Source organism: Streptomyces sp. NPDC051104 (assembly GCF_040682835.1).
GTDB lineage: Bacteria > Actinomycetota > Actinomycetes > Streptomycetales > Streptomycetaceae > Streptomyces > Streptomyces cynarae.
In genome coordinates, this window is sequence record NZ_JBFBBS010000027.1 from 49,965 (window position 1) to 70,031 (window position 20,067).

Here is a 20,067-nt window from a genome sequence, read left to right on the forward strand (position 1 = left end):
GACACACCGCCTGGAGTGTCGGGGCTCCCTCTTTTGCCGCGCCTTGCGTCCCCCACACGGATTGCCCGGCGCGCCATGCCTGACGGACGTTCCTAGCGTGAGGGCATGAGCCACACAGCGTTCTTGAGGAACGGCACGGTCGTCGGCTGCACCCTGGTGGTGATCGCCCTCGGTGCGGGTCTCGTCGCCTGCAGCGGGGACGGGGACCCGGCGGCGAAGCCGTACGACGCGGCGGACGACATCGCCTTCAACGCCCCGGTCGGCGACGGCAAGCAGGTCGACCCGGACAAACCTCTGGAGATCACCGCCTCGGGTTCGGACGCGCGCATCACGGACGTCACCGCCACCGACTCCCGAGGACGCTACGTCGCCGGTGAACTCTCCGCCGACGGCAGCCGCTGGCACAGCACCTCGCCGCTGGCCGCGGGCACCCACTACACGGTGCAGATCAGCACGGAGGACGAGGACGGCAACCCGGGCCGCAAGACCCTGGAGTTCGACACCGGCACCCCGAAGGCCAGGAAGGTCCTGAACGTCACCTTCGGCCCGGACTCCGGGACGTACGGCGTCGGCCAGCCCGTCACGGCCACCCTCAGCCAGCCCGTCAAGGACAGGGCGCAGCGGGCCATCGTCGAGCGTGCCCTCAGGGTGGACTCGGTGCCCGCCGTGGAGGGCTCCTGGTACTGGGTGGACGACAAGACGCTGCACTACCGCCCCAAGGACTACTGGCCCGTCCACGCCACCGTCACGGCCTACAGCAACCTCGCCGGGGTGAAGATCGCCGAACGCCTCTGGGGCGGCGACACCAAGCCGGTGAAGCTGACCACGGGGGACAGCGTCATCGCGGTCACGGACTCCGCGTCACACCGGATGACGATCTACAAGAACGGCCAGGCGATCAAGCAGATCCCCATCACCACCGGCAAGCCCGGCTACGAGACCCGCAACGGCGTCAAGGTGATCCTGAACAAGAGCTACGTCGTACGGATGCGCGGATCCACCATCGGCATCTCGGCGGGCTCCAGCGACTCCTACGACCTGAACGTCTACTGGGCGGCCCGGGTCACCTGGAGCGGCGAGTACGTGCACGCCGCACCCTGGTCCGTGGGCTCCCAGGGGTACGCCAACGTCAGCCACGGCTGCACCGGGATGAGCACCTCGTACGCCCAGTGGTTCTACAACACGGTCCGGCAGGGCGACATCGTCCAGGTCGTCAACTCGGGCGGCAAACAGATGGAACCGTTCGGCAACGGCTTCGGCGACTGGAATGTGGACTGGGAGAAGTGGCAGAAGGGCAGCGCCCTCGCCCCCGGCACCTCGAACCCCGCGATGACGGCACGGTTGAGTCCGGAGAGCGTGTAGCGCACTCACGAGCGCGGGGCTGTGTCGGTATGCGGCTCCGCCGCGTGGGCGCGAACAACCACACAGCAGCGGCAGTCGCCACCAGATGCCGGGGACCGAGCTCTCAGGCGCTCGAAAGGGCCCGACGCCGCAACAGACCGGCCAAAGCAGAGGCGAACTCAACAGGCTCGACCGGCAGCGCCACCGCGGCATCCGCGCGGCTCCAGGTCGCGAGCCACGCATCCTGAGGCCGAGCGATCAGCACCAGCACCGGCGGACAATTGAAGATCTCGTCCTTGATCTGCCGGCACACGCCCATGCCCCCCATCGGCACGGCCTCGCCGTCCAGCACGCACACATCGATGCCGCCCTTGTCCAGCTCCCTGAGCACGGCTCCCGGCGTGGCGCACTCCACGAACTCCACCTCGGAAACGTCCGGAGCCGGCCTGCGCCCGGAGGCCAGCCGCACCTGGGCGCGGGTGTTGGAGTCGTCGCTGTAGACCAGCACCGTGGCGGTCGGCTGCATGCTTCCCTCCGGGACGTCGTCGTCGTACGGAACGGACCCATCAGTGCGGATGCTACCCCCTGGAACACGGGGTCGACACCGGCGCGCACGCCTCTTCGGTGCGCCATCCGGGCACTACAGACGGTACGGACACTCCGAACGGCACCCCCCGGAGTGAGGGCGAGATAAGCGACCGACATAATGTCGGTCGTGGCGACAGCAACGACAGTAGAAACCGGGCACGCGCACCCGTCGGTCAACCGGCCGAACCTCACCAGCGTCGGAACCATCATCTGGCTGAGTTCCGAGCTGATGTTCTTCGCGGCCCTCTTCGCGATGTACTTCACCCTGCGATCGGTGACCGGGCCGGCTCACTGGAAGGAGATGGCGAGCCATCTCAACTTCCCGTTCTCGGCGACGAACACCACGATCCTGGTGCTCTCCTCCCTGACCTGCCAGCTCGGCGTGTTCGCCGCCGAGCGCGGGGACGTGAAGAAGCTCCGGGGCTGGTTCATCGTCACCTTCATCATGGGTGCGATCTTCGTCGGCGGTCAGATCTTCGAGTACACCGAGCTGGTCAAGAAGGACGGCCTCTCGCTGTCCTCGGACCCGTACGGCTCGGTGTTCTACCTGACCACCGGCTTCCACGGCCTGCACGTGACGGGTGGTCTCATCGCCTTCCTGCTGGTCCTCGGCCGCACCTACGCGGCGCGCAGGTTCACGCATGAGCAGGCGACCGCCGCCATCGTCGTGTCCTACTACTGGCACTTCGTCGATGTCGTCTGGATCGGCCTCTTCGCCACGATCTACATGATCCGGTAGTCGGCCGCCGCGCGGCGGACGGTCCCCCGATCGGGGGAGCCGATCGCCCCCGACGACCCGATCCACTTCCAGAAGCATCGACGCAGAAGATCCTGACACCGGGGTAATCCGTGAAAAAGCTCTCCGCACGACGACGCCATCCGCTGGCGGCTGTCGTCGTCCTACTCCTCGCGCTGGCGGCCACCGGGGGGCTGTACGCAGCGTTCGCGCCCGCGACCCAGGCGCAGGCCGACACGACCGCCCAGTCCCTCGCCATCGACGAGGGCAAGAAGCTCTATCAGGTGGGCTGCGCCAGCTGCCACGGCACCAACGGTCAGGGCAGCTCCGACGGTCCGAGCCTGGTGGGCGTGGGTGCCGCGGCCGTCGACTTCCAGGTCGGCACCGGTCGTATGCCGGCCGCCACCTCGCAGGGCGCCCAGGTGCCGCGGAAGAAGCCGATCTACAACCAGACGCAGATCGACCAGCTCGCGGCGTACATCTCGTCCCTCGGCGCCGGCCCGGCGATCCCGACGAAGAACGACTACAGCCCGGAAGGCGCCGACATCGCCAAGGGCGGTGAGCTCTTCCGTACGAACTGCGCGCAGTGCCACAACTTCACCGGTGAGGGCGGCGCGCTGACGCACGGCAAGTTCGCCCCGAGTCTCGAGGGTGTCGCCCCCAAGCACATCTACGAGGCCATGCTGACGGGCCCGCAGAACATGCCGTCCTTCCCGGACACCACGCTGTCGCAGCAGAACAAGAAGGACATCATCGCGTACCTGAACGCGGTCAACGGTGACCAGACCGAGAACCCCGGCGGTCTCAAGCTGGGCGGTCTCGGCCCGGTCTCCGAGGGCCTGTTCGCCTGGATCTTCGGCCTCGGCGCGCTGATCGTCGTCGCCGTCTGGGTCGCCGCTCGGACCGCAAAGGCCAAGAAGTCATGAGTAGCCACGACATTCCAGAAGAGAACCTGCCCGCTGAGCAGGACACCGAGTCCGGTGCGGTAGCCGTCGCGGACGAGGAGAACCCGTTCGCCGACCCGGGGCTGCCGCCCCACGAGCACCGCATCCAGGACATCGACGAGCGGGCCGCCAAGCGCTCCGAGCGCACGGTCGCCCTGCTGTTCACCGTGTCGATGCTGGCCACCCTCGGCTTCATCGCCTCGTACGTCGGGATCCCGAACGACAAGTCGATCTACGTCTTCCCGCTCGGGCACATCAGCGCGATGAACTTCGCGCTGGGCCTGACGCTCGGCGTGGCGCTGTTCGCGATCGGCGCGGGCGCGGTCCACTGGGCCCGCACCCTGATGTCCGACGTGGAGATCGCCGACGAGCGTCACCCGGTGGAGGCGTCCCCCGAGGTCAAGGCCAAGGTCATGGCCGACTTCCGGCAGGGCGCCAAGGAGTCGGTGATCGGCCGCCGCAAGCTGATCCGCACCACGATGCTCGGCGCGCTGGCCATGTTCCCGCTCTCCGGCCTCTTCCTGTTGCGCGACCTCGGCCCCCTGCCCGGGACGAAGCTGCGCCACACGATGTGGTCCAAGGGCAAGCTCCTCGTCAACATGAACACGAACCAGCCGCTGCGTCCCTCGGACGTCCAGGTCGGTTCGCTCACCTTCGCCAAGCCCGAGGGCCTGGAGGAGACCAGCGAGGACTTCCAGGTGGAGATCGCCAAGGCGGCGCTGATGATCGTCCGGCTCCAGCCGGAGAACATCAAGGACAAGAAGGAACTGTCCTGGTCCCACGAGGGCATCGTGGCGTTCTCCAAGATCTGCACCCACGTCGGTTGCCCGATCTCCCTGTACGAGCAGCAGACGCACCACGTCCTCTGCCCGTGCCACCAGTCCACCTTCGACCTCTCCGACGGTGCCCGGGTCATCTTCGGCCCGGCCGGTCACGCCCTGCCGCAGCTGCGCATCGGCGTCAACGCGGACGGTTACCTCGAGGCGCTCGGCGACTTCGAGGAGCCCGTCGGTCCTGCCTTCTGGGAGCGCGGATGAGCACTACAACGAGCAACGGGTCCGCGTCGCGCGGACGGGCGCCGGCCGGCGAGCGTGTCGCCGACTGGGCCGACGGACGCCTGGGCATCTACACCCTGGCCAAGTCGAACATGCGGAAGATCTTCCCCGACCACTGGTCGTTCATGTTGGGTGAGGTCTCCCTCTACAGCTTCCTCATCCTCATCCTCACGGGTGTGTACCTGACCCTGTTCTTCCACCCGTCGATGAACGAGGTGGTGTACCACGGCAGTTACGTGCCGCTGCAGGGCCAGCTGATGAGCGAGGCGTTCAACTCGACGGTGCACATCAGCTTCGACGTCCGCGGCGGTCTGCTGGTCCGGCAGATCCACCACTGGGCGGCGCTGATCTTCCTCGCCGGCATGTTCGTGCACATGATGCGCGTCTTCTTCACCGGCGCGTTCCGCAAGCCGCGTGAAATCAACTGGCTGTTCGGCTTCCTGCTGTTCGTCCTCGGCATGTTCACCGGCTTCACCGGTTACTCGCTCCCGGACGACCTGCTCTCCGGCACCGGTGTCCGCTTCATGGAGGGCGCGATCCTGTCCGTGCCGATCGTCGGCACGTACCTGTCGTTCTTCCTCTTCGGCGGCGAGTTCCCGGGCGGCGACTTCGTGGCCCGGTTCTACTCGGTCCACATCCTGCTGCTGCCGGGCATCATGCTCGGCCTGGTGGTCGGCCACCTGATCCTGGTCGTCTACCACAAGCACACGCAGTTCGCGGGCCCCGGCAAGACGAACAACAACGTCGTCGGCATGCCGCTGATGCCGGTGTACATGGCCAAGGCCGGAGGCTTCTTCTTCCTGGTCTTCGGCGTCATCGCGGCCGTCGCGGCGATCGCCACGATCAACCCGATCTGGGCCATCGGCCCCTACCGTCCGGACCAGGTGTCCACGGGCGCCCAGCCCGACTGGTACATGGGCTTCTCCGAGGGCCTGATCCGTACGATGCCGGGCTGGGAGATCAACTTCTGGGGTCACACGCTCGTCCTGGGCGTGTTCATCCCGCTGGTGATCTTCCCGCTGGTCCTGGTCGCGATCGCGGTCTACCCGTTCATCGAGGCCTGGGTCACCGGCGACAAGCGCGAGCACCACATCCTGGACCGGCCGCGCAACGCGCCGACGCGCACCGCGTTCGGTGCCGCCTGGATCTCGTGGTACTTCGTACTGCTGGTCGGTGGTGGCAACGACCTGTGGGCCACCCACTTCCACCTGTCGATCAACGCGATCACCTGGTTCGTCCGCGTCGCCTTCTTCGTGGTACCGGTGCTCGTGTTCATCGTCACCAAGCGGATCTGCCTCGGCCTGCAGCGCCGGGACCGCGACAAGGTGCTGCACGGCCGCGAGTCGGGCATCATCAAGCGGCTGCCGCACGGTGAGTTCATCGAGGTCCACGAGCCGCTCAGCCAGGAGCAGCTGCACACGCTCACGGCGCACGAGCAGTACAAGCCGGTCGAGCTCGGCCCGACGGTCGACGAGAACGGTGTCGAGCGGAAGATCAAGGGCTCCGCGAAGCTGCGTGCCAAGCTCAGCAACGCGTACTACGGGGAGAACAACCAGATCCCCAAGCCCACGGTCGAGGAGTACAAGGAGATCACGAGCGGCCACGGCCACCACTGATCGCTGCACGCCACGCCACGGTAGGAGGGCCCCGTCCGGTGTTCGGACGGGGCCCTTCGCCATGCCCCCGGCTGGATAGGGTGGACCCGTTGGAGACTCGCGTCCCTAGTCCGGGACACCGACCCAGGAGCGGCTTATGAGCGCTGTGCACCCCGCTGGAGGCGACACCGCGGCGGGCCGTTCCTGGCCCCAGGTGCTGAACGGGCTCCTCGAGGGCCGCGACCAGAGCGCGGACGACACGGCCTGGGCGATGGACCGCATCATGCGGGGCGAGGCCACGGACGCGCAGATCGCCGGGTTCGTGGTGGCGCTGCGGGCCAAGGGCGAGACCGTCGAGGAGATCACCGGTGTGGTCCGGGCGATGTACGAGCACGCCAACGTGATCGAGGTGTCGGGCCGCACGGTCGACATCGTCGGCACGGGCGGCGACGGCGCGAAGACGGTGAACATCTCCACGATGTCGGCGCTGGTGGTGGCCGGCACGGGCGCGAAGGTCGTCAAGCACGGCAACCGCGCGGCCTCGTCGGCGTCGGGCTCGTCGGACGTCCTGGAGAAGCTGGGCGTCAACCTCGACCTGACGCCCCAGCGGGTCGCGCAGGTCGCGGAGGAGGCGGGCATCACCTTCTGTTTCGCGGTGAAGTTCCACCCCGCGCTGCGCCATGTCGCCGCCGCGCGCGGTCAGCTGGGTATCCGGACGGTCTTCAACGCCCTCGGCCCGCTGACCAACCCGGCGAAGGTGAAGGCCCAGGCGGTCGGCGTCGCAGACCCGCGCCTGGCGCCGATGATCGCCGGGGTACTCGCCGAGCGCGGCAACTCCTCCCTGGTGTTCCGCGGCGACGACGGCCTCGACGAGCTGACGACCACTGCCACCTCCCACGTCTGGATCGTCCGCGACGGCAAGGTCACCGAGGAGACCTTCGACCCGCGGGACGCCGGTATCGAACTGGTCCCGGTGGAGGCCCTGCGCGGCGGCGACCCGTCCCACAACGCCGAGGTCGCCCGCCGCCTCCTCGACGGGGAGACGGGCCCGGTACGGGACGCCGTCCTGCTGAACTCGGCTGCGGCGCTGGTGGCGCTGGAGCCGGGCGATGGCCCGCTGGCCGACCAGATCCGCACCGGCATGGCCAAGGCCGCCGAGTCGATCGACTCGGGCGCGGCCAAGCGTGCCCTGGAGCGGTGGGTGGCCGCCAGCAACGCCTGACGCCGAGCGCGCCCGCGGAAAAGGCCAGGTCAGGCTGGCTGGAGTAAAGTGAGTAAGTGGCAGCTCTCCCCGCGGGCCGCAAGGAGGCTGGGCATGATCCATTCAGCCGATATCCGCGAGTGGCGCAACCGGGACGTGATCGACGCCAAGGGCCGCAAGATCGGCTCCCTTGAGGCGGTCTACGTCGACACCACCACCGATACGCCGGCCATGGTCACCGTTCGCACCGGAGTGCCGACCCGGCACAGGCTCGTCTTCGTCCCCCTGGACGAGGCGACCGTGGGACCCGGGTACGTCCAGGTGGCGCACTCCAAAGGGCGAGTGCGCAAGGCGCCGTCCATCGGCGTGGACGACGTCCTGCCGGTCGAGCGGGAAGAAGAGATCTTCAAACACTACGACAGGGCCTATGAGCCCGGTGCCGACGGCGGACGCCGCCTCGCGCGCCGCTGACCCCCGGGCCGAAAGAAGTGGTCACCATGGCGGTCTTCCTGTTCCTGATCCTCGCGGCGGTCGCCCTCGGCATCATCGGCGCGGTCGCGAAGGGGCTGTTCTACCTCCTGATCATCGGCATAGTGGTGTTCCTGGCGAGCCTCGTCCTGTTCGGCATGCGCTGGGGGAGGCGCTCGAAGCACCACCTCGTTCGATGACGCACCGGGACGGGTCCGCCCGTCCCGGTATACGGACAGAAGTTGCGAGCAGGTGATCACCTGCCGTAATTTTCACATCAGGTCATGAGCGACAGTCATTCGGCCCCGGCCGGCTGTCCGGCAACCCTCCGTCCGTGGCGGGGTGCCCCGGGTGAAGACCAGGTCGCAGGCAGCGAGGTCTGCGGCAAGCGCGGACCCCTCGTGTCTTCCAGGGGTCCTGGTCGTTCGAGGGAGCCTTCCGTGAGCAAGCGAATGCGTTAGGGCCGCAGAGCCCCGCCTCCGCACCCCTTTTTTCCTTTCACCTTCTCCGTGCCGTGCACACCGCCGCGCCCGTGCGCGCCTCCGGCACCGGTGAGTCTCGCCTGCCCTACGGGAGTACACCCATGTCCGTCTCCACCCTTGCCGCCGACCAGGCCGTCTCTGCCCCGCTGCCCGTTCTGGGCCGTGATGTCACCGTCCCGCTCGTCACCGGCGGCGACGTCACCTACGCCGCGCTCGACTACGCGGCCAGCGCCCCCGCGCTGCAGCGCGTCTGGGACGACGTGGCGGCGTACGCGCCCTACTACGGCAGCGTCCACCGCGGCGCCGGCTACCTCTCCCAGCTGTCCACCGACCTGTTCGAGAACGCCCGCCGCACGGTCGCCGCGTTCCTCGACTGCCGCGACAGCGACCAGGTGGTCTTCACCCGCTCCACCACCGACTCGCTCAACCTCCTCGCCGCCGCCCTCCCGGCCGACTGCCAGGTCTTCGTCTTCGAGACCGAGCACCACGCCTCCCTGCTGCCGTGGCGGGACGCCCGGGTCACCTACCTCGACGCCCCGAGCAGCCCCCGGCAGGCCGTCGAGACCCTGGAACGCGCCCTCGCCGACCGCGACCCCTACGGCCCGGCCCTGGTCTGCGTCACCGGCGCCTCCAACGTCACCGGCGAGCTGTGGCCGGTACGGGAGCTGGCGGCGGCCGCCCACGCGCACGGCGCCCGTATCGTCCTGGACGCCGCCCAGCTCGCCCCGCACCACCCGGTGTCCGTCAAGGACCTCGATGTGGACTGGGCCGCCTTCTCGGGCCACAAGCTCTACGCCCCCTTCGGCTCCGGCGTCCTGGCCGGCCGCGCCGACTGGCTGCGCCAGGCCCAGCCGTACCTCGCGGGCGGCGGCGCCAGCCGCAAGGTCACGCGCAGGACGGACGGAGGAGTGGACGTGGAGTGGCACGACACGGCCGCCCGTCACGAAGCCGGCTCCCCGAACGTGATCGGCGCCTACGCCATCGCCTCCGCCTGCAAGGCCCTCACCGAGGCGGGCTTCGACACCCTGGTCGCCCGCGAGCAGCACCTGATCCGCAACGTCAGGGAGGGTCTCGCCGACGTCCCCGAGGTCAGGATCCTCTCCCTCTTCGGCGACGACGCCCCCCGCGTCGGCGTGATCTCCTTCGTCGTCGAGGGCTGGAACAGCTCCCACTTCGCCGCCGCTCTCTCCGCCGAGTACGGCATCGGCGTCCGCGACGGCCTGTTCTGCGCCCACCCGCTGGTCCGCACCCTGCTCGGCAGCGACCCCCAGACCCAGGGCGAATGCGGCGCCCCCGAGGCGGAGCCCGGGGAGAAGTCCCTCAACGCGATCCGGGTGAGCTTCGGCGCCGGCACCCCCGACGAGCATGTCGAGCGCTTCGTCAAGGCCGTGAAGGAACTGGTCAGCGACGGCGCGCGGTGGCAGTACCGCACGGAGAACGGCCGCTGCGTCCCGGCGGTCTGAGTCCTCACAGGGGCCGGTGAGGCGGCGTCAGGGCCTGTCAGACAATTCCCGTCTGCCCCGCGGCGTCTGGCACGCACTCCCCCAGAGGGGAACCCCCGGCCGCGTTGCCGAAACGCCCGCGTGGCTCCTCGCCCAAGCTCTCGGCATCGCTCGAGCAGGGTGCCCCCCATCGAGGGCGCTGGGGGCACCCCCATCGAGGGCGCTCGGGCGCCTTGCGATCGCACGCTCCCCCCGGCTCGCACCGGCTTCACTCGGCTCGCGCGGGGGCGCCCCCCCGATCGCCGCCCGCGGGGGCCGCCCTTCGAGCGGACGACGGGAATTGTCAGACAGGCCCTGGCCGATCAGGAGTCCAGCCCGATCGCGAACGCCGCCTCCAGGTCGTGCTGGGAGTACGTACGGAACGCCACGTGGGTGTCCGTCGCCTCGACTCCCGGGATCTTGCTGATCCGCCCGGGGATCACGTCCGCCAGCTCCTCGTGCTCCTTCACCCGCACCATGGCGATCAGGTCGTACGTCCCCGTGACGGAGAAGACCTCGCTGACGGAATCCAGCGAGGCGATCCGCTCCGCGATCTCGGGGATCCGGTCCACGCTGGTCTTGATGAGCACGATCGCGGTGATCACGGCTGCTGTTCTCCCTCGGGGGCCTCGGCTGGTGGTTTCACCCTACTGGTACGCGTATAGCGCACCCACGCGTAGAGGAACCCCAGCGAGAACCCCACCAGGTGGGCCAGATACGCCACGCCGGGCCCCTGGGCGGCCCGGCCTGCCGCCATCCACTGCAGGGACGCCCAGAACGGCAGCACCACCCAGGCCGGGAACCTCAGCGGCAGGAAGAACAAGAACGGGAAGAGACTGGTCACCCGCGCCTTGGGGAAGAGGAACAGGAACGCACCCAGGACCGCGGAGATCGCCCCGGACGCTCCGACCAGCGTCTGCGCCGACGCGGCGTTGGCGGCCGCGTACCCCAGCAGCGCCAGACAGCCGCAGCCCAGGTAGAACAGGGCGTACTCCACATGCCCCATCCGCTCCTCGGCCATGGCCCCGAAGACGTAGAGGAAGAGCATGTTGCCCAGCAGATGCACCCAGCTGCCGTGCACGAACAGCGCGGTCGCGGGCGTGAGCGCCGCCCGCGGCGCCCCGCTGAACAGCTCCACCGGCACCACGCCCCAGCGGGCGAAGTAGGCCCGCTGCGCGGCGAGCAGCGCGTCCCCGGTCCCGTAGGTCGGACTCAGCCCCGCGGCCGGTCCGACGACGAAGAGCGCGCAGCACAGGACGATCAGCCCGTACGTCACCGGCGCCGACTGTCCGCGCAGCGCTCCCACGGCCGTCCTGGTCCAGGTGCTGATCATGGTATAGAGCATGGCGTAACCGGACCGATCCGCACAGAGTGCCTCGCCGCCGTGGAACGGGCGGGCGGCGGGTACTCGCCAGGCCGTAGGGTTACGAGCCACACGCTCCAGGGAAACTGGCGCATCACGGAGACTGGAAGAAGGAAGAGCACCCACGATGACGGTTCCCCTGCCGACGGAGACGACCCGCTGGCGCTGCACGCTCTGCGGCAACCTCACCCGTTTCGACGTGACCCGCTCGTCGAAGGTCGTCGAGTACATGCACCTCGATCTGGCAGGGGAGCCGAAGGTGGAGGAGCGCGAGGTGGTCAGTGAGACCATCGAGTCGGTCCGTTGCCGTTGGTGCAACGCGGTCGACCAGGTGGAGCTCGTGGACAGGCCGGGTGCCGGCTCCTGAGGGAGGCGGCCCCGCAGGGCGTATGGGGTGAGGGATGGCTGAGACCACAGGCGGGGAGCCGGTCGACGGCACCGCTGAGGTGCTCGACCGCCCGCTGCCCGACGGCGTGCGCCGCCGGGTCGTGCAGATCGTGTCCGACGGCTTCGGCGGGCTGACCCTCGCCGAACTGCCCGCACAGCTGCGGCAGTACGGCCGGTTCACCCCGACCCGCCGGGCCAAGTTCGCCGGCAACGCCATGGCGGCGGCCGTGGAGACGGACGCGCTGTTCCGGCAGCGCATCGCCGAGAAGCTCAGAGAGGCGCAGCCGGAGCTCACCGCTGCCCTCGACTCCGGCTCGCCGCCCCCGGCCGCGGACCCGCTCGACGTGGCGGCCGCGGCCTATGTAGTGCGCCCGGCGGGCTGGGTGAAGCTGGTGACCGCCGCCGGCGAGGAGGCCCAGCGCGTCGACGCCGAGCGTGCCGACGAGGAGAGCCGGGCCGAGCTGGAGCGGCTGCGCGCGGAGCTGGCGGCCGCGCGCGAGCACACCCGCACCGAGACCGAGCGGCTGCGGGCGGAGCTGGACGCGGCGCGCAAGGAAGCCGACTCGCTTCACCGCAAACTGCGAGCCGCCCTCAGTGACGTCAGACGCGGCGAGGCCGCCCTGCGCAAGGCCCAGGGCGAGATCGAGGCGGTGCGCGCCGAAGGACAGGCCCAGCTCTCCGCCGCCGAGAGCGAGACCCGGCGGCTCAAGGCGCGCCTCGGCGAGGCGGAGGCCACCCTGGAGGCCACGCGCAGGGCGGCGCGCGAGGGGCGCAGCGTCGAGGACATGCGGGTACGGCTGTTGCTCGACACCCTGCTCGACGCGGCCCAGGGGCTGCGCCGTGAACTGGCGCTGCCACCGGTCTCCGTACGGCCGGCGGAGACCGTGGACGCGGTCGAACCGGGACGAATGACCCCGAAGGACATCGCCGCCCGTGCGCTGTCCGAGAACGATCCCGCGATTCTCGACCAGTTGCTCGCACTGCCCCAGGTGCATCTGGTCGTCGACGGCTACAACGTCACCAAGACCGGCTATCCGCAGATGCCGCTGGAGAAGCAGCGCCTGAGGCTCCTCGGTCAGCTCTCCCAACTCGCCGCTCAGACCGGCGCCGAGGTCACCTGTGTCTTCGACGGGGCCGAACTGGCCGCACCGGTGCTGCTCGCGCCGCCGCGCGGGGTGCGGGTGCTGTTCTCCAAACCGGGCGTCACCGCCGACGAGTTGATCCGCCAGCTGGTGCGCGCGGAGCCGCCGGGCCGGCCCGTCATCGTGGCCTCCACGGACCGCGAGGTGGCCGACGGGGTCGCGAGGGCGGGAGCGCGCCCGGTGGCTTCGGCGGTGTTGCTGAAGCGTCTCTCGCGCGGCTGAAATCGGACCTGAGGTCCCCTACGTCGCCAACCGCAACGTACAGGCCCAATGCCCGAATTGGCGGAACCGTCGCGCAACGTAGCGTCAGGACTGCGTCACTTCCTGTGCCTCATGTGCAAAGAATGCATTGCGTGACAGGGTTTTTTGGTGTGAGGATTTGAATTCATCACGATGAGGTCACTAGGGTCTGGCCTCGAACCTCCGAGCGGGTGATCACTCAGAAGAAGGAGCCTGCTTCCAGTGGCGTCCCACCGTCGACCCAAGCAGCCGAGCCGTGCACGTGTGACCGTGCTGACCACCGCAGCTGCCGCCGCCGTTGCGTTCAGCGCGAACGCCGCCAACGCGGCGCCCAGTGCCAAGCCGAGCGTGGACGAGGTCAAGTCCAAGGTCGACAAGCTCTACCAGGACGCGGAGAAGGCCACCGAGCAGTACAACGGGGCCAAGGAGAAGCAGCAGCAGCTCCAGAAGGAGATATCCACCCTCCAGGACAGGGTCGCCCGGGGGCAGGACGAGCTCAACAAGCTGCGCGACGGCATCGGCACCATGGCCAGCGCCCAGTACCGCACCGGCAGCATCGACCCCTCCCTCCAGCTCTTCCTCTCCTCGAATCCGGACGACTACCTCGACAAGGCGTCCACCCTCGACCAGTTGAGCAGCCAGCAGGTCGAGGCGCTGAAGAAGATCCAGGAGAAACAGCGCGAGCTGGCCCAGGAGCGCCAGGAAGCCACCGACAAGCTCAAGGACCTCGCCGCCGCCCGCACCGAACTCGGCAAGAAGAAGGCGGAAGTCCAGAGCAGGCTCGCCGACGCGCAGAAGCTCCTCAACAGCCTCACCGCCCAGCAGCGGGCCGCCCTCCAGGCCGACCAGCAGAGAGCCAGCCGCGCCAGTGAGCGCGCCGCCCTCAGTGTCTCCGTCGGCTCCGGCCGCGCCGGTGCCGCGTTCTCCGCCGCCCAGAGCAAGGTCGGCGTAGCGCCCTACGTCTACGGTGCCTCCGGCCCCAACTCCTTCGACTGCTCCGGCCTGACCTCCTGGGCCTACGCCCAGGCCGGCGTCTCCATACCGCGCACCTCGCAGGAGCAGGCCAACATCGGCACCCGCATCTACAACATCAGCGACCTCCAGGTCGGCGACCTGGTCTTCTTCTACGGCGACATCCACCATGTCGGCCTCTACGCCGGCAACCACACGGTGCTGCACGCGCCGCACACCGGCGCCTACGTGCGGTACGAGTCGATGAGCGACATGCCGTTCCAGTTCGGCGTCCGAGTCTGACCCGGCTGTCCGGTTCCTCGAACCGCACGACACCACACCGCCCGAACGAGCGAATTCCAGCGACTCCCGCTGACTCCACGCCCCGCCGATGACCTGCGTCAGCGGCGGGGCGTCGCTCTGTCGGCCCCTCGAGGGCTTTGGACCCGCGGTGATCACCCCGCTACTGTCTGCCGCGTTTCCCCCGCCGCCCGGCGGGCGGTTCCTCAGCGGAAGGAGAGCGACCGGTCGTGGGGTCCCATCGCCGCCTTGCACCGTCCGGCATGCGCCAGGGCGCCAGCGCCGCGGAGTCCAATCGAGCCCTGAAGAGGGCAGCCGCCGTACTGTCCGCCGCAGCGGCGGCCGCGGCGACACTGGGCGCCGTACCGGCGAACGCCGCGCCACGCGACACCCGGGCCACGGTGGACCGGCTGTACCAGGAGGCGGAGCAGGCCACCGAGGCGTACAACAAGGCCGGGGAACGCGCCGACGCGTTGCGCCGGGACGTCGGCCGGGCACAGGACCGCGTCGCCCGGCAGCAGGACCGCGTCAACAGCATGCGGGACGCGCTCGGTGCGCTCGCCGGGGCCCAGTACCGCTCCGGCGGACTCGCCTCGCCCCTCGCGCTGCTGCTGTCGGACAACCCCGGCGAGTACCTCGACAAGGCGGCCGCGCTGGACCGGATCGGCGCCCGCCAGGCCGGGCAGCTCAAGGAACTCCAGGGAGCGCTGCGCCGGTTGGCCCGGGAACGCGCGGTGGTGGCCGGTGAACTAGCCCAGTTGGAGAAGAGCCGCGAGGCGGTCGCACAGCACAAGAAGGCCGTGGAGCGGAAGCTCGTCGCGGCGCAGCGGCTGCTGAACTCCCTGCCGGCCGAGGAGCGCACCGTCTACCAGCGGGCCTCCCGCTCCGCCGGCGAGGTCCCCGGCCTCACCCCGGCCGCGGCGCCCGACTCCCGCGCGGCGGCCGCCGTCACCGCTGCCCGCTCCGCGCTCGGCCGCCCGTATGTGTGGGGCGCCAACGGGCCGGGAGGCTTCGACTGTTCGGGCCTCATGCAGTGGGCGTACGCACGGGCGGGCATCGGCCTGCCGCGCACCTCGCAGGAGCAGCGGTACGCCGGCCGCCAGGTGCCGCTCTCCCAGGCCCAGCCCGGGGACCTGGTGGTCTACCGCTCCGACGCCAGCCATGTGGCGATGTACGTCGGCAACGGCCAGGTCATCCATGCACCCCACCCGGGGGCGGCGGTGCGCTACGACCCGGTCGGCATGATGCCGATCGCCTCGGTCACCAGGCCCTGAAGGCACCGGTCCGCGGCCGAAACCGGCGCACGAGTGGCGTGCGGGCGCCGCGTACGATCGGACGGTGGCTGATCGTGGGCGTGCGTCGGGGATCGTGGCGTGCTGTGTCCTGCTGCTGGCCGGGCTCGTCGGCTGCGGCGGCGCCGCCCCCGCCGAGAACGGGACGGCCGCCGTGCGGCAGCTGCTCGACCGGCGGGCGACGGCGGTCCTGGAGGGCGACCGGTCCGCGTTCCTCGCGACCCAGACCCGCACCGCAGGCGCCTCCGGGTACGACAACCTGCGCGCCGTGCCGCTGGCCGCCTGGTCGTACCGGCTCACCGCCGTTCACCTGACCGGTGACCGGGCCACCGCCGACGCCGAACTGCGCTACCGCGTCAGGGGATACGACCGGGCGCCGGTCACCGCCGCCCGGTCACTGCGGCTGACCCGCACCGGGGGACGCTGGTACGTCACCTCCGACGAGCCCGCGCGGAAGGCCGCCCGGCAGCTGTGGGACCAGGGCACCGTCGAGGCGGTTCGCGGCGCGCACGGCCTCGTCCTCGGCGTCGGACAACCACGGGAGGAGCTGCGGGAGTACGCGCGCCTCGCGGACCGGGCGGTGCCCGCCGTCACCGAGGCGTGGGGGACCGGCTGGCCGGGCCGGGTCGTGGTGCTCGTACCGAAGTCGCTGGAGGGCATGGCGGCGCTGCTCGGCGCTCCGGCGTCCGGGTACCAGGGGATAGCCGCGGTCACCACCGGAGAAGTGGGCGGGAGCGGGACGGCGCCCGCGGACCGGATCACCGTCAACCCTGACGCCTACGCCATCCTCGGCGACCTCGGCAAACAGGTCGTCCTCACCCATGAGACCACCCATGTCGCCACCCGCCGCCACACCACGGCGGCCACACCCCTGTGGCTCTCCGAGGGGTACGCCGACTGGGTCGGCTACCGCCGCACCGGCCGGGCCCCCGCCCAGGTGGCACCCGAACTCGAGCGCGCCGTCGGGCTCGGCACCGCCCCGTCCGCGCTGCCGCGGGACTCCGACTTCGCCTTCTCCGGGGACGCGGGCAAACTGGCGCAGGCCTACGAAAGCGGCTGGATGGCCTGCCGGATGATCGCCGACCGCTGGGGCGAGGCCCGGCTGAACGACTTCTACCGGGCTGTCGGCGACCACGGGAAGCGTGCGGGATCGGTCGAGACGGCCCTCGCAAGGGTGCTGGGCACGACCCCGGAGAAGTTCACGCAGCAGTGGCGGGCGTATCTGAGGTCTCAACTGGGCTGATGCCGTGGCCGGTTCGGGCCCGGCATTGAGCGGGGGACGTCGCTCAGGAGGGCGTCAGCGTCTCCTTGGTGCGGGCGGTCTGAGGCGGCACCGTCGCGGTCGGGCGGGAGACCGTGGTGCGCCACAGGGCCCTGGCCGCGGTCAGTGCGGCGAGCAGCAGCAGGCCGTTGCGCGTGGCGAGGAGGGTGACGCCCAGCCGGTCGCTCGCCACGACGTTCGCGAAGTACACCGGGAACTCCAGGACCGTGGCTGGGCAGGCGGCCAGGACCAGCCCGGCGGGCAGGAGCATCCGGCTGCCGGGGAAGCAGAGGCAGACGGCCGCGAGCCCGACCAGCCACACCATGTATTGCGGGCTGATCACCCGGCTGGTGAGCGTGAACAGCAGCACCGCCACGAAGGCCGCGTCCGCGAGCGCGTGCGGTGGCAGGCGGCGCACGCTCACCCGCCACAGCAGCAGCCAACCGAACGCGATCACGGTCAGGAAGAGGGCCGCCGCGCTGACCCGGTCGACGTAGGGGCCGAGGAACTCCACCGAGCCGTAGTTGAGCATCACCCGGCCCTCCCAGCCGTGGTGCCGGGCCACGTGGAACACCAGCGAGCCCAGCGACTCCACCTCGGTGCCGCGGTCGCGCTGGGCTGTCAGGAAGGAGAAGGCGCCGGGCATCGCCACGGCGAACAGCAGGGCGAGAGCGCCCGCCGTCGCCGCGGCCGAGATCCAGGCCCGGCGCCTGCCGGCGCCCACCAGCAGCAGCGCCGGCCACACCTTCAGCAGCGCGCCGAACGCCGCGAGCGCTCCCATCAGCCGCGGGCGGCGCATCCCGGCCAGCAGCGCGGCGACCGCCACGGCCGTCACCATCAGGTCGTAGCGGGCGTACACCGTCGGGCCGAGCAGCGGAACCCCGACCACCCACACCCAGGCGCCACGCAGGGACTTGCCGCGCCTCAGGCCCGCGTACAGCAGAAGGCCGAAACCCGCCAGGTCGGCGACGCAGGCGAGCACGAAGAACGCCTGCGCGTACTGCAGGAAGGGCAGCAGCGCGGGGGACAGGATCGCGAGCGCCGCGGTGGGCGGGTACTGCCAGGTGACGTCGCCCTGGGGGAACCTGCCGGTGCGCAGGGTCTCGTACCAGCCCTGGTAGATCACCGAGACGTCGCTGGTGACGTCCGGCCCGGGGAAGACCCACACCTTGAAGACGAAGAGCAGCAGGACGAGTCTCGTCAGCAGCCAGGTGGCGAGCAGCAGCCAGACCGGAATGCGCCGTGCGCCCGCCATGTACACCTTCAGTCCCTGTCCTCACGCGTCGGGTACCGCTGTGGCCGAGGGGTCATGATCTCGCGTCGAGCCGGGCGGGGGGCGGCAAACGCGGCCGTACGGCGCTGTGAGTACGGTCGCACAACCGGTTCGGTACTGTCGACGACGATGCAGAAGACCCTCATCGTGACCAACGACTTTCCGCCGCGCCCCGGCGGCATCCAGGCGTTCCTGCAGAACATGGCGCTCCGCCTGGACCCCGACCGGCTGGTCGTCTACGCCTCCACCTGGAAGCGCGGCCGGGAGGGCGCCGAGGCGACGGCCGCCTTCGACGCCGAGCAGCCCTTCACCGTCGTACGGGACCGGACGACGATGCTGCTGCCGACGCCGGCCGCGACCCGGCGGGCCGTGGGGCTGCTGCGGGAGCACGGCTGCACCTCGGTGTGGTTCGGGGCGGCGGCACCGCTCGGCCTGATGGCGCCGGCGCTGCGGCGCGCCGGCGCCCGGCGGCTGGTCGCCACCACGCACGGCCACGAGGCGGGCTGGGCCCAACTGCCCGCCGCGCGCACCCTGTTGCGGCGCATCGGTGAGTCCACGGACACGATCACCTACCTCGGCGAGTACACCCGCTCCCGCATCGCCACCGCGCTCACCCCTCAGGCGGCCGACCGGATGGTGCGGCTGCCGCCGGGCGTCGACGAGAAGACCTTCCACCCCGGCTCGGGCGGCGACGAGGTCCGCGCCCGTCTGGGGCTCACGGACCGCCCGGTGGTGGTCTGCGTCTCCCGTCTGGTCCCGCGCAAGGGCCAGGACACCCTGATCCGGGCGCTGCCGCGCATCCTCGCCAAGGAGCCGGAGACGGTCCTGCTGATCGTCGGGGGCGGGCCCTACGAGAGGGACCTGCGCAGGCTCGCCCAGGAGACCGGGGTCGCCGACGCGGTCCATTTCACCGGCGCCGTGCCCTGGTCCCAGCTGGCCGCGCACTACGGGGCGGGCGACGTCTTCGCGATGCCGTGCCGCACCCGCAGGGGCGGCCTGGACGTGGAGGGCCTCGGCATCGTCTACCTGGAGGCCTCCGCGACGGGCCTCCCAGTGGTGGCCGGCGACTCGGGCGGCGCCCCGGACGCGGTCCTGGACGGCGAGACGGGATGGGTGGTGCGGGGCGGCTCGGAGGAGGAGACGGCGGACCGCATCATCACCCTCCTGGGAGACCCGGAGTTGCGCCGCAGGATGGGGGAGCGCGGCAGGCAGTGGGTGGAGGAGAAGTGGCGCTGGGACTTGCTGGCGGAGAGGCTCCGGGACCTTTTGTAAGAGGGGTGGTTGCGCCCCTTCAGGGGCGCGGGGAACTGCGCGATCAACCACAGACGGCCCGCATCCGCCCGACGGCAGAACGCGGCACCCCGGAAGGCGCCCGAACCCCCTGGCCGGAACCCGAAAATCCGCCGATGCTGCGCCCATGACAACAAACCTGACGCGCCGTCAGATCTTGGGCATCGCAGCCCTCCGAACGGCAGCCGCACTGGGTTCCAGCCGCATCAACCTGCAGTCGGCCCAAGCCGCAGAGCCCGACGCAGTCGAATCCGCCCCGGCGATAGTCGTCGGCTCCGGCTACGGCGGCGCCGTAGCCGCCCTCCGCCTCGGCCAGGCCGGCATCCGCACCCTCGTCCTGGAGATGGGCCGCCTGTGGAACACCCCTGGCCCCGACGGCACGGTGTTCTGCTCCACCAGCGCCCCGGACCGCAGATCCATGTGGTTCCGCACCCGCACCGAGGCCCCGCTCGCCATGACTTCACGTACCACCCGCTCGGCGGCTGTGTGCTGGGCAGGGCGACCGACGACCACGGCCGGGTGAAGGGCTGCTCGAGGCTGTACGTCACCGACGGCTCCCTGGTGCCAGGCAACCTCGGCGTCAACCCGTTCCTCACCATCACCGCGCTCGCGGAACGCACCATGGCGCGGGTCCTCGCCGAGGACACCGCGCCATGACGTAAGCCGTGAGAGGGGCC

At 70.4% G+C, this 20,067-nt stretch carries 20 protein-coding genes, 1 pseudogene and 1 riboswitch; of the genes and pseudogenes, 17 read left to right on the forward strand and 4 right to left on the reverse strand.

Annotated features, from left to right (window positions below; all coding sequences use genetic code 11):
• The first annotated feature begins 105 nt into the window (after nt 1-105).
• The gene (locus AB0N14_RS28510) at nt 106-1,362 is read left to right on the forward strand and encodes an Ig-like domain-containing protein (protein WP_366028580.1); all 1,257 of its coding nucleotides are present in this window, start codon (nt 106-108) and stop codon (nt 1,360-1,362) included.
• Nucleotides 1,363-1,465: 103 nt separating this feature from the next.
• On the opposite strand, the gene AB0N14_RS28515 is transcribed toward AB0N14_RS28510, so the two are convergent.
• Nucleotides 1,466-1,867 carry a hypothetical protein gene (locus AB0N14_RS28515; protein WP_366028581.1) on the reverse strand — a complete coding sequence of 134 codons (402 nt, stop codon included), beginning with the start codon at nt 1,865-1,867 and terminating at the stop codon, nt 1,466-1,468.
• Between the two features lie 180 nt (nt 1,868-2,047).
• Here AB0N14_RS28515 and AB0N14_RS28520 point away from each other — a divergent pair, with 180 nt between their 5' ends.
• The 8 genes from AB0N14_RS28520 to AB0N14_RS28555 all read left to right on the forward strand — a co-directional run bounded on the left by AB0N14_RS28520 (nt 2,048) and on the right by AB0N14_RS28555 (nt 9,873).
• Nucleotides 2,048-2,668 (forward strand): heme-copper oxidase subunit III, encoded by a 621-nt coding sequence (locus AB0N14_RS28520; protein ID WP_103843096.1) that lies wholly within the window; start codon nt 2,048-2,050, stop codon nt 2,666-2,668.
• A 110-nt stretch (nt 2,669-2,778) separates the two neighbouring features.
• The gene (locus AB0N14_RS28525; RefSeq protein ID WP_263229504.1) at nt 2,779-3,591 is read left to right on the forward strand and encodes a c-type cytochrome; all 813 of its coding nucleotides are present in this window, start codon (nt 2,779-2,781) and stop codon (nt 3,589-3,591) included.
• Nucleotides 3,588-4,646, forward strand: a complete 1,059-nt coding sequence (locus tag AB0N14_RS28530; protein WP_366028583.1) for a Rieske 2Fe-2S domain-containing protein — start codon at nt 3,588-3,590, stop codon at nt 4,644-4,646. Before AB0N14_RS28525 ends, AB0N14_RS28530 begins: the two co-directional genes overlap by 4 nt.
• Nucleotides 4,643-6,280: a cytochrome bc complex cytochrome b subunit gene (locus AB0N14_RS28535; protein ID WP_366028584.1), complete on the forward strand. Its 1,638-nt coding sequence runs from the start codon at nt 4,643-4,645 to the stop codon at nt 6,278-6,280. Before AB0N14_RS28530 ends, AB0N14_RS28535 begins: the two co-directional genes overlap by 4 nt.
• Nucleotides 6,281-6,416: 136 nt before the next feature.
• Nucleotides 6,417-7,481 carry an anthranilate phosphoribosyltransferase gene (gene trpD, locus AB0N14_RS28540; RefSeq protein WP_366028585.1) on the forward strand — a complete coding sequence of 355 codons (1,065 nt, stop codon included), beginning with the start codon at nt 6,417-6,419 and terminating at the stop codon, nt 7,479-7,481.
• Nucleotides 7,482-7,574: 93 nt separating this feature from the next.
• On the forward strand, nt 7,575-7,931 hold the full coding sequence (locus AB0N14_RS28545) for a PRC-barrel domain-containing protein (RefSeq protein ID WP_366028586.1): 357 nt from the start codon (nt 7,575-7,577) through the stop codon (nt 7,929-7,931).
• A gap of 26 nt (nt 7,932-7,957) precedes the next feature.
• Nucleotides 7,958-8,128 (forward strand): hypothetical protein, encoded by a 171-nt coding sequence (locus AB0N14_RS28550; RefSeq protein ID WP_263229499.1) that lies wholly within the window; start codon nt 7,958-7,960, stop codon nt 8,126-8,128.
• 80 nt (nt 8,129-8,208) lie between these two features.
• Nucleotides 8,209-8,325: riboswitch (SAM riboswitch) on the forward strand.
• A gap of 186 nt (nt 8,326-8,511) precedes the next feature.
• The gene (locus tag AB0N14_RS28555; protein ID WP_366028587.1) at nt 8,512-9,873 is read left to right on the forward strand and encodes an aminotransferase class V-fold PLP-dependent enzyme; all 1,362 of its coding nucleotides are present in this window, start codon (nt 8,512-8,514) and stop codon (nt 9,871-9,873) included.
• Nucleotides 9,874-10,214: 341 nt separating this feature from the next.
• Here AB0N14_RS28555 and AB0N14_RS28560 read toward each other — a convergent pair whose 3' ends face one another.
• Together AB0N14_RS28560 and AB0N14_RS28565 are read right to left on the reverse strand one after the other, a co-directional pair.
• Nucleotides 10,215-10,496: an Lrp/AsnC ligand binding domain-containing protein gene (locus AB0N14_RS28560; protein WP_366028588.1), complete on the reverse strand. Its 282-nt coding sequence runs from the start codon at nt 10,494-10,496 to the stop codon at nt 10,215-10,217.
• Complete coding sequence (locus AB0N14_RS28565) at nt 10,493-11,224, reverse strand: rhomboid family intramembrane serine protease (RefSeq protein ID WP_366028589.1); 732 nt, start codon at nt 11,222-11,224, stop codon at nt 10,493-10,495. The genes AB0N14_RS28560 and AB0N14_RS28565 overlap by 4 nt, the downstream gene beginning before the upstream one ends.
• A 157-nt stretch (nt 11,225-11,381) precedes the next feature.
• Here AB0N14_RS28565 and AB0N14_RS28570 point away from each other — a divergent pair, with 157 nt between their 5' ends.
• From AB0N14_RS28570 to AB0N14_RS28590, 5 genes are all read left to right on the forward strand, one after another.
• Nucleotides 11,382-11,621 (forward strand): hypothetical protein, encoded by a 240-nt coding sequence (locus AB0N14_RS28570; RefSeq protein ID WP_366028590.1) that lies wholly within the window; start codon nt 11,382-11,384, stop codon nt 11,619-11,621.
• A 34-nt stretch (nt 11,622-11,655) separates the two neighbouring features.
• Nucleotides 11,656-13,005, forward strand: coding sequence for an NYN domain-containing protein (locus AB0N14_RS28575; RefSeq protein WP_366028591.1), 1,350 nt, complete (start codon nt 11,656-11,658; stop codon nt 13,003-13,005).
• A 240-nt stretch (nt 13,006-13,245) separates the two neighbouring features.
• Complete coding sequence (locus tag AB0N14_RS28580) at nt 13,246-14,277, forward strand: NlpC/P60 family protein (RefSeq protein ID WP_366028592.1); 1,032 nt, start codon at nt 13,246-13,248, stop codon at nt 14,275-14,277.
• A 227-nt stretch (nt 14,278-14,504) separates the two neighbouring features.
• Nucleotides 14,505-15,548 (forward strand): NlpC/P60 family protein, encoded by a 1,044-nt coding sequence (locus AB0N14_RS28585; RefSeq protein WP_366028593.1) that lies wholly within the window; start codon nt 14,505-14,507, stop codon nt 15,546-15,548.
• Nucleotides 15,549-15,612: 64 nt separating this feature from the next.
• A complete protein-coding gene (locus AB0N14_RS28590) occupies nt 15,613-16,809 on the forward strand; it encodes a hypothetical protein (RefSeq protein ID WP_366028594.1) in 1,197 nt (398 codons plus the stop codon).
• Nucleotides 16,810-16,852: 43 nt separating this feature from the next.
• Here AB0N14_RS28590 and AB0N14_RS28595 read toward each other — a convergent pair whose 3' ends face one another.
• Complete coding sequence (locus AB0N14_RS28595) at nt 16,853-18,082, reverse strand: glycosyltransferase family 87 protein (protein WP_366028595.1); 1,230 nt, start codon at nt 18,080-18,082, stop codon at nt 16,853-16,855.
• A gap of 147 nt (nt 18,083-18,229) precedes the next feature.
• Here AB0N14_RS28595 and AB0N14_RS28600 point away from each other — a divergent pair, with 147 nt between their 5' ends.
• The 3 genes and pseudogenes from AB0N14_RS28600 (at nt 18,230) to AB0N14_RS28610 (ending at nt 20,047) form a co-directional block, all read left to right on the forward strand.
• Nucleotides 18,230-19,372 (forward strand): glycosyltransferase family 4 protein, encoded by a 1,143-nt coding sequence (locus AB0N14_RS28600; protein ID WP_366028596.1) that lies wholly within the window; start codon nt 18,230-18,232, stop codon nt 19,370-19,372.
• A gap of 145 nt (nt 19,373-19,517) precedes the next feature.
• Nucleotides 19,518-19,844, forward strand: a pseudogene (locus AB0N14_RS28605) (NAD(P)-binding protein); the annotation flags it as partial.
• Nucleotides 19,845-19,909: 65 nt separating this feature from the next.
• Nucleotides 19,910-20,047, forward strand: coding sequence for a GMC oxidoreductase (locus AB0N14_RS28610; RefSeq protein WP_366028597.1), 138 nt, complete (start codon nt 19,910-19,912; stop codon nt 20,045-20,047).
• Nucleotides 20,048-20,067: the final 20 nt, after the last annotated feature.